The organism is Vibrio sp. VPAP30 (assembly GCF_001188205.1).
In the GTDB taxonomy this organism is placed as follows: Bacteria; Pseudomonadota; Gammaproteobacteria; order Enterobacterales; family Vibrionaceae; genus Vibrio; species Vibrio bivalvicida.
On sequence record NZ_LBLS01000003.1, the window covers coordinates 1 to 1,091 of the forward strand.

The window sequence follows — 1,091 nt, forward strand, 5'->3', positions numbered from 1 at the left end:
CTTAGTATCAAGTTTGAAGTGCGACACTTGCTACAGATGCGCATGAATATACTCCGTTGGTGTCCTATACCCAAGTCTTTTGCGTGGGCGCGTATTTAATTTGTGTGCAATTTCATTGCAGAGCTTCTGTGTCACGTGTGACATAGAAGTTCGTTTTGGTAAGTATTGTCGTATTAAGCCATTGGTGTTTTCATTAGTTCCTCGCTCCCATGAGTGGTATGGATTTGCAAAGTAAAACAGACAGTTATGATGTTTTTCTAGTTGTGCATAACCATGAAATTCAGTGCCGTTATCCGCAGTTATCGTCTTAAAAGGTAAGTCAGAGCGAGTCATGATTTTGCTCATTCTTACGTTGAGCGACTCGCTTGTCCTGTCGTCCATTTGCCCAATAAAAGAGTAGCCAGTCATTCTGTCGACTAAAGTCACGATACAGTGCTTGGTTCCGCGGCCAACGACGGTATCAATTTCCCAATGGCCAGGCTCATTTCGATGCTCAGCTTTTGCAGGTCTTTCGGTAATATGACGCTTTGCTGCCAGCCGACCTCGGCTGTCTTTTGAGTTATATCTTTTGCGCCTTTTCTTGGTCGATTGGCGTAGGTGTTTCCATAGTGTTCCACCGAGAGTTTTGTCGTTCCAAATATGCTGATAAATGAGCTCGTGGCTCATTGTTGGATAGCCTCTTACCCTTAGGTATCCGACGATTTGGTCAGGGCTCCAATCCAGTCGTAGCAAGGCTTCAGGTAACCTGAAGTCGATTTCGCTATAGCGCTTGTTCCTGCGCGAGCGGCTTAGCCGGTTGCGAGCCATCTGTTGGGCTCTCCATGCTTGATAGGAGTACCTTTTAAAGTGTCTGTTGTATCGGGAATTACGTTCAATTTCTCGATAGATAGTAGCTTTGTGACGACCCAGTTGTTTAGCTATTTTAGCGGTACTAATTCCTTGCTTTCTGAGCGCAGAAATCATATACCTTTCGTTCTCAGTGAGGTGCGTGTATCTCATGTTTTTTACTTCTTGGCGGGAGCAAACTTCATGATTATCGCATCTCACTGTTTTTATGTTCAGAGGTGTCGCACTTCGTACTTGAATCCAAG

1 protein-coding gene is annotated in these 1,091 nt (G+C 44.7%); it reads right to left on the reverse strand.

All coding sequences use genetic code 11. The features are described 5' to 3' along the window. Nucleotides 1-30: 30 nt before the first annotated feature. A complete protein-coding gene (locus ZX61_RS00015) occupies nucleotides 31-999 on the reverse strand; it encodes an IS30-like element ISVa6 family transposase (RefSeq protein WP_082173325.1) in 969 nt (322 codons plus the stop codon). Between the last annotated feature and the right edge of the window lie 92 nt (nucleotides 1,000-1,091).

Coding starts and splice junctions, on each gene's coding strand:
- ZX61_RS00015 (WP_082173325.1), bottom strand. CDS start 999: ATGAGATACACGCACCTCACTGAGAACGAAAGGTATATGATTTCTGCG.